Origin of the sequence: Lederbergia galactosidilytica (assembly GCF_017873565.1) — a bacterium.
Taxonomy (GTDB): Bacteria; Bacillota; Bacilli; order Bacillales; family Bacillaceae_C; genus Lederbergia; species Lederbergia galactosidilytica.
Genome location: NZ_JAGGKH010000006.1, coordinates 242,543 through 250,310, shown reverse-complemented (window position 1 = coordinate 250,310; position 7,768 = coordinate 242,543). Strand labels below are relative to the sequence as shown.

The following is a 7,768-nucleotide window of genomic DNA, read 5'->3' as shown; positions in this document are numbered from 1 at the left end:
TAAGGTGTGACAGCTATTGGGCGTAAATTAAACATCTATGAAATTTTGAGAATGAGAGAGTATTCGAGAGAAAACTTAAGTTTATTGAAGGAGGAAATACATGTTAACTGGTAAACAAAAACGCTTTTTAAGATCAACAGCACACCATCTACAGCCGATTTTTCAAGTAGGGAAGGCTGGAGTGAATGAAAATATGATTAAGCAAATTAAGGAAGCACTTGAAGCAAGAGAGCTAATTAAAATTAGTATTTTACAAAATTGTGATGAAGATCGTGAAACAGTAGGGAATGCTTTATCTAAAGGAGCAAAGGCCGAACTAGTTCAAATAATTGGAAATACAATTATTTTGTACAAAGAATCGCAGGAAAACAAGAAACTTGAATTACCATAACACGAGGAGAGTTTAGTATGGAAAAGCAGCGAATTGGCATTTTAGGAGGTACATTTGATCCCCCACATTTAGGCCATTTAGTTATTGCGAACGAAGTATTACATACTCTTAAATTAGATCAAATCGCTTTTATGCCTAACCAAGAACCTCCTCATAAGGCGAGAAAAAGTGGGACGACAGAGTCTGATCGGCTTCAGATGCTTGAATTAGCCATAAAGGATAATCCAAACTTTGCGATTGAGAAAATTGAATTGGAAAGACAAGGAAAATCCTTTTCACTTGATACAATGAAATTGCTAAAAGATAGAAACCCAGGAGTTGAGTATTATTTTATTATTGGAGCGGATATGGTAGAGTATTTGGCCAATTGGCATGGCATTGATGAATTAATCAATATTGTTTCTTTTATAGGTGTGAATCGTCCAAAATATGAGCTGGAAAGTCCATATCCTGTTCAATATATAGAGATTCCCCAAATGGATATCTCGTCAACTCTCATACGTGAAAGATGTAAAAAGTCTATCTCCATAAAATATTTGTTACCTGATAATGTTATTCGTTATATTGAGGAGAATGGTTTATATGAATCGTGAGCAAGCTTTAGAATTTTTACAAAGATCATTAGGAACTGGACCGAGGTATCAACATTCTGTCAGGGTGCTTGAGACAGCAATTATATTAGCGCACAAATATGGGGAAGATGTAACCAAGGTTGAGTTAGCTGCGATTTTTCATGATTACGCAAAATTAATGCCTATTCATGAGCTAAAAAAATTGCTCTTGAAAGCGAAGGAGGATTCGAGGCTAGTAGAATACCATTCCGAGTTATGGCATGGCCCGGTTGCGGCCTATTTAGCCCACCGAGAATTTGCGGTAGAGGATAAGGATGTATTAAATGCAATCCGTTATCATACTACTGGACGAGCAAACATGTCTCGACTTGAAAAAATAATTTTTTTAGCAGATTATATTGAACCACAACGGGATTTTCCGGGAATAATTGAAACGAGAGAACTTGCGGAAGTAAATTTGGATGAAGCCGTGCTAAAAGCGCTCAGCAATACCATTGCGTTTCTATTAACAAAGCGGTCGGCTATATATCCTGATACATTTGCAGCTTATAATGACCTAATTCGAAATACGAAGCGCCTTGATAATCAGGAAAAAGATAGGAAGTCATAATTGTGGACTTTTCGGCATTAGACTAGTTTTTATAAAGGGAGGAATTTGTTTTTGAGTACAGAAAAGCTATTAGATAACCTTGTGACAGCAGCAGATAATAAGAGAGCAGAAGATATTGTTGTTCTCGATATGAAAGGTTTATCCTTAATTGCGGATTATTTTATCATATGTCATGCAAATTCTGGAAAACAGGTCCAAGCAATCTCTCGAGAAATGAAAGATGTCTCAGAAGAAATGGAGATCGAGGTAAAAAAAATCGAAGGCTTTGATGAGGGTAAATGGATTCTGATGGATTTTGGTGATGTCATCGCCCATATTTTCCACCGAGATGAGCGTAGTTATTACAATTTAGAAAAACTTTGGGGAGATGCACCAATGATTGATGTAGTAAGTCGGGTGAATCATTAATGTATGCCCGTTTTGCTTATGTTTATGACGAATTAATGAGGGATGTTCCCTATAATAAATGGTTGCAATTTGTGGAAAGTGAAAGACAAGTAAATCAACTAAATGGAAATCGGATTTTAGAGATTGCCTGTGGGACAGGCGAATTATCCGTCCTACTTGCCCAAAATGATTTTGACGTAACTGGTGTAGATTTATCATCAGATATGCTAATGGTTGCATATGGAAAAGCGGAAAGGGCAAACGAAAATATTACATTTTATGAGCAAGATATGGCTAAACTTGAAGGGTTAGGTACCTATGATATCGTCACGATCTTCTGCGATTCTTTAAATTATTTGCAAACAGCCGACCAGGTTGTCCAAACATTCCATCGTGTTTCTAATCATTTGGATGAAGGTGGATTATTTTTATTTGATGTTCATTCTCCATATAAAATAGAAAAGGTCTTTATGAACCAAGCTTTTTCCTATGTAACTGACGATATCTCTTACATTTGGAATTGTTACCCGGGTGAAACACCTTATACAGTGGAGCATGATCTCACTTTTTTTCTAAAGGATAATGATACCGACCAATATGAGCGTTTTGATGAATTTCATATACAAAGGACATATTCAGTAAATGATTATTCAAAATGGTTAAAAGAAGCGGAATTTGAAATTCTAACGATTACAGCAGACTTTACGAAAGACGCTCCAACAGAAGAATCAGAAAGAATCTTTTTTGTGTGCCAAAAGAAAATTAAAGAGTAAAGTTTTGAAAAAAGCTATGACTAATTCATGATGACAAAAATGCTGTCCGGAAATCTTTTTGTTTTTTTTGAATAGCTGGTGAGCCCCAAGCCGACGGAGGTAGCTAACAAAGGTTATTATAAGATCACCACATAATCAGCACATCAAGACACACGAAGTCTTGTGGCGCTAGGATGGGTGCCTTAGTCTTTGCCCCTTGGGTCTCACCAATATACTACCTCCTACATTTCTCCTATCCAGTATCAATCTATTTGTTATTTCCTAATTTTGTATAAGTTTGTAATAATTTTAAGAAATAGCAGGAATATTACGAACAGCGTCGAAATCTATATTTAATCAATAAAATCCTTTTCTAATTCTTGCACTTCCTTCGCATATTTCCGATGTGTTGCTTGAAAAACTTTTTCAAATGTATCCCCTAATTCATTTTCCAATACATGTATTCCTTCTCCAGTAATTCCGCCTTTAACGCATACTTTTTCTTCAAGCCCAGCTAATGAATAATACCCTTTTTTCAAGAGATCCCCTAAGCCAATCAACATATGTTCAAATAACTTTTCAGCTGTCTTTTCATCAATTTCTGTTTCCGTAACGGCTGCTTCAATGAATCTTCTTGTTATATAACTGTAAAAGGCTGGACCACAGCTTACAATGTCTGATGAAACTCTTGTAACCTCTTCAGAAATTATAAGTGGGGTGGAGATCATAGAGAAGGTTTCAAGTAATTCATCCTTCCATTTTTTTGTACAATGCTCCCCGAAGGTAAATAAGGTAACTCCAGAAAGAGCACGATTAGTGATGCTTGGGATGGCTCGCACACAAGAACTAGAAATCATCTTTTCCAACCAAGCAGTTTGAATAGGACTAGTAATAGAAACAACACATTGATCGTCTCTAAAAGATTGTCTGTTGAGGTGAAGGAAATTATAAAAATCCTTTGGCTTCATACAAAGAAAGATTAGATTAGAATTTTCAATTAATACCTTGGCGTTATCTGCGATAGTAATGTTTTTGTATTTATCTCTAAGCCTTTCAGCTTTTGCCTTAGTGCGGTTAAAAATCATTAGGTTTGAAGGAGATATGGCCTTTCCTGCGAGAAGTGACTCAGAAAGAATGGTACCCATATTTCCGATTCCGATAACTCCGACCTTCACATTTCTCCCTCCTTCATCCATTACTCCTAACAAATGTATGCTGGTACTTATAAAATATTCATAATAATATGGGGTGATTTTGAAAATGCCTGTTTGGCTAGAAAAACATAAACATATGATGATTGTTTTAGTGATTGCGATTATAATTCTGCTTCTAGTTTTATTTCGGTTTCAGCAGAAGGATGAAGTGGCAGTAACAGAACCGATATGGATGGAAGCGGAGTCAGAGCAGTTAGAAAAGGAAAAACAAGATATAAAAACGACACCTGAGAAAATTTTTATTGACTTAAAAGGAGCGATCAAAAAACCGGGATTATATGAGGTCGAGGAGGGAGAACGGGTATATGATGTGGTTGAAAAAGCAGGTGGTCTCTTAAAGACAGCAGATGAAAAGCAAATAAATTTTGCAATGAAGTTATATGATGAGATGGTCATTTATATTCCGGAAATCAATGAATTAGGCCCAGAAGTATCTTATCCGGGTGAGATGAATTCGAATAATGATGAGAAAGTCAATATCAATCAAGCTGATGCAGCTGAATTAGAAACATTGCCTGGAATTGGTCCTAGTAAAGCAGCTACCATTATACAATATCGTGAGGAAAACGGTTCATTTAAAGAAATAGAAGAGCTTATGAACATTTCTGGAATCGGTGAAAAGACATTTGAAAAATTAAAAGAACAAATTAGAACTCAATAATACAGAGAAATGCTTTGAATCAAACGTAGTGCATAAGTATCTGTTATAATGAGAAAAAAGTAGAGGGGTAAAAGGAATGAAAAGAATATCGTGGAATCAATATTTTATGGCGCAAAGTCAATTATTATCATCTCGCAGTACTTGTACAAGATTGGCAGTTGGCGCTACGATTGTAAGGGACAAGCGGATGATCGCCGGGGGCTATAATGGTTCCATTGCCGGTGGCACCCATTGTACGGATGAAGGCTGCTATATAGTCGATAACCATTGTGTGAGAACCATTCATGCTGAGATGAATGCTCTACTTCAATGTGCGAAATTTGGAGTGGCAACAGAGGGAGCGGAAATTTACGTTACACATTTCCCATGTTTACAATGTTGTAAAGCTCTTATTCAAGCAGGGATAAAAGCCGTTTACTATGCTCAAGATTATAAAAATCATCCTTATGCATTGGAACTCTTTGAACAAGCTAATGTAAAAACAGAGAAAGTTTCTATAGACAAGGATATCTTTCTCTCCTTTGCAGAGAACGTTTAATAATGGTTATCGTTCTCTTCAGGAAGCCAATGGGATTGATCAAGTTATAAATTGCAACAAGGACTATGTACTACTAGTGCAGGCTAAGCGACCGGACGTTGCACTCCAAGCCTGCCACTAGAACAGTACCTATTTGCTTTTAAACTTAAAGTATCAAACTTTAAAAGCTTCTTTTTGCCACGTAGTACTCTTGTTAATTACCTCAATCAATACTTAATCACCGAGGATTCCTCGTAAACCAGATGCTTTATACTCGATTTCTTGCCGGCAGTTAGCCAATATTTGTAGCTAGAAAAAGTTCGTTAATTTTAAAGGGGATGCTATGTTTACAGGTAGATGGATTTTTTTAGCACTTGCTGCACTTTCAGCTCTCTTCATTTGCTTTGAATTAAATATATTTTCTATTTTATTTACCCTCATGGTGATGATTAGAGTTATTCTCGAAAAAAACATGAGACTCTTAATAGCTAGTTTGGTGTGTCTAATGCTTTTTTTTAGTATTGGTTTCATAAAGGAAAAAAATAATACTTCCATTTATAGTCAAGGGAAAATTACCACAACGATTTACTTCCAACAACCGCCTCTTATTGATGGTGATCGTTTAAAGGCGATCGTCACCACTGACCAAGAGAAACTCCAGCTACAGTATCTTATACAAACTAAGGAAGAAAAGGAACTTTTAAAAAGATCTATTCAATCTGGAACCAGTTGCAAGACTTCTGGTGAGTTACTTGATCCAATGAATAATACGAATGAACATGCGTTTAATTATGCTAAATATTTAAAAAGGGATAGTATTCACTGGATTTTCCAACCCACGAAAAACTCATTGCAAAGTTGTACCCCTGGCAAGAAGTCAATTTCCACTTATCTCATCAATCTTCGAGAGCAAGGAATTCGGCTTGTAGAGGAAAATTTTCCTGACAATCTTCTTCCCTATGTAAATGCGCTTATCTTCGGAGATCGTGCCTTCTTTGCCGAAGATTTATTACTTGCGTATCAAAGGTTAGGGATTATTCATTTATTAGCTATATCTGGTCTTCATGTTGGCTTTATAATGGGTTTCCTTTATTACTTTTTTAAAAGGATCGGTTTAACTACAGAAGATACGTACTGGATTTTTGTCTGTTTCTTGCCAGTGTATGCCCTAATAACAGGTGCAAATCCTCCGGTTATCAGGGCAACTCTTATGATGTTTCTTCTCTTATCAGCGAAGAAATGGCGATTGCCTTTCACTACTATGGATACGATTGCAATCAGCTTTCTTCTCTTTATTATGTTCAATCCCTATATCATCTATCAAGCAGGCTTCCAATTATCCTTTGCTATATCACTGGGATTGGTCGTGATGTCAAACAGCTTACCTAAAGAAACTTCTTTTTTCAGGACTATGTTTGAAACATCTCTTACTTCGATGTTCATCTCCCTCCCTATTTTAATGTGGTATTTTTATGAATTCTCTCTTGTAAGTCCGATTGCTAATATGTTTTTTGTCCCATTATATTCATTCATCGTCCTTCCTTCCACAATTTTTATTTGGATTCTGCAATTTGTTCATGAAGAAACCTTTAGCTTTGTGGCAAATGTTTTTGCTAAGTTACTGATTCTTTCGGAACAAATTGTGTTGTATGCTAGTTCGTGGAAATACTCTTCTATACTGACTGGGAAACCAAGTGGGATGGCTTTAACTTTTATCATGATCGGTATTGGTTTGTACTTTATTTTACGGGAAAAGAAACAATTTCACGTAGTTGTTGCTCTTTTTCCACTTTTGTTCATTTTCATTTTTTATTTTGCGCTTTTGAATTATCCCTCTAAAGGAGAAGTTATTTTTATTGATGTTGGGCAGGGAGATAGTATTTTTATCCAATTGCCGTATAATCGAGGCAATTATTTAATCGATACTGGTGGGCAAATTGAATTTTCACAAGAAGAATGGAGAGAGCGAGCAACTCCATTTGATACAGGGAAAAATATACTTATCCCTCTATTAAAAAGTAAGGGAGTAGGGAAAATTGACAAGTTAATTTTGACACATGCGGATATTGACCATATGGGAGCAAGTGAAGAACTACTTAATCAAATTGGGATAAAAGAGGTTCATGTACCACCAAACTCTTGGGAGAAACCAATGATGAAAAAATTTCTTATGTTAGCAGAGAAAAAAGATGTGAAGATTACGGTAAGTAAGGGTGGGACAAAGTGGAAAAATAAATCTGGCACATTTTCTTTCTTATACCCCTTAAATGATACATACTCGGATAATAATTCTTCCCTTGTCTTGCTCGCCCATTTTGGAGGTTTAAATTGGTTGTTTACAGGTGATCTTGAGAAAGAAGGGGAGGTCGAATTAATCCGGACTTATGGAGAATTACCTATAGATGTATTAAAAGTTGGCCATCATGGCAGTAAGACATCAACGAGTATCGAATTATTAGAAAAAATCGATCCTGAATTCGCAGTAATATCGGCGGGAAGAAATAATCGATATGGGCATCCGCATCCCGAAGTATTAGAAAATCTGCAAAGATTTAATGTGAAGGTTTTTCGAATTGATGAGCAGGGGGCATTGCATTATAAATTTTCCGATAAGGATGGAACATTTCAAAGTGTCCCTCAATAAGATAAAGTAAAGCAACAGAA

The 7,768-nt window shown here is 36.1% G+C and carries 9 protein-coding genes; 8 read left to right on the top strand and 1 reads right to left on the bottom strand.

The window, feature by feature from the left end:
• Window positions 1-100 precede the first annotated feature (100 nt).
• The 5 genes from yhbY to J2Z23_RS08725 are packed head-to-tail and all read left to right on the top strand — an operon-like array spanning window position 101 to window position 2,733.
• Window positions 101-391, top strand: coding sequence for a ribosome assembly RNA-binding protein YhbY (gene yhbY / locus J2Z23_RS08745; RefSeq protein ID WP_209973681.1), 291 nt, complete (start codon window positions 101-103; stop codon window positions 389-391).
• A 17-nt stretch (window positions 392-408) separates the two neighbouring features.
• Complete coding sequence (locus J2Z23_RS08740; RefSeq protein WP_057982996.1) at window positions 409-984, top strand: nicotinate-nucleotide adenylyltransferase; 576 nt, start codon at window positions 409-411, stop codon at window positions 982-984.
• On the top strand, window positions 974-1,573 hold the full coding sequence (gene yqeK / locus J2Z23_RS08735) for a bis(5'-nucleosyl)-tetraphosphatase (symmetrical) YqeK (protein ID WP_057982998.1): 600 nt from the start codon (window positions 974-976) through the stop codon (window positions 1,571-1,573). Before J2Z23_RS08740 ends, yqeK begins: the two co-directional genes overlap by 11 nt.
• 51 nt (window positions 1,574-1,624) lie before the next feature.
• Window positions 1,625-1,981 carry a ribosome silencing factor gene (rsfS, locus tag J2Z23_RS08730; protein WP_057983000.1) on the top strand — a complete coding sequence of 119 codons (357 nt, stop codon included), beginning with the start codon at window positions 1,625-1,627 and terminating at the stop codon, window positions 1,979-1,981.
• Window positions 1,981-2,733 carry a class I SAM-dependent DNA methyltransferase gene (locus J2Z23_RS08725; protein ID WP_057983002.1) on the top strand — a complete coding sequence of 251 codons (753 nt, stop codon included), beginning with the start codon at window positions 1,981-1,983 and terminating at the stop codon, window positions 2,731-2,733. The genes rsfS and J2Z23_RS08725 overlap by 1 nt, the downstream gene beginning before the upstream one ends.
• 332 nt (window positions 2,734-3,065) lie before the next feature.
• Here J2Z23_RS08725 and comER read toward each other — a convergent pair whose 3' ends face one another.
• A complete protein-coding gene (gene comER / locus J2Z23_RS08720) occupies window positions 3,066-3,887 on the bottom strand; it encodes a late competence protein ComER (RefSeq protein WP_064467708.1) in 822 nt (273 codons plus the stop codon).
• A gap of 85 nt (window positions 3,888-3,972) precedes the next feature.
• Between comER and J2Z23_RS08715 the strand changes: the two genes are divergently transcribed.
• From J2Z23_RS08715 to J2Z23_RS08705, 3 genes are all read left to right on the top strand, one after another.
• Entirely contained in the window at window positions 3,973-4,587 is a 615-nt protein-coding gene (locus J2Z23_RS08715; RefSeq protein WP_064467709.1) for a helix-hairpin-helix domain-containing protein, read from the top strand.
• 76 nt (window positions 4,588-4,663) lie between these two features.
• A complete protein-coding gene (locus J2Z23_RS08710; RefSeq protein ID WP_057983010.1) occupies window positions 4,664-5,125 on the top strand; it encodes a ComE operon protein 2 in 462 nt (153 codons plus the stop codon).
• Between the two features lie 322 nt (window positions 5,126-5,447).
• The gene (locus J2Z23_RS08705) at window positions 5,448-7,748 is read left to right on the top strand and encodes a DNA internalization-related competence protein ComEC/Rec2 (protein WP_209973679.1); all 2,301 of its coding nucleotides are present in this window, start codon (window positions 5,448-5,450) and stop codon (window positions 7,746-7,748) included.
• Window positions 7,749-7,768: the final 20 nt, after the last annotated feature.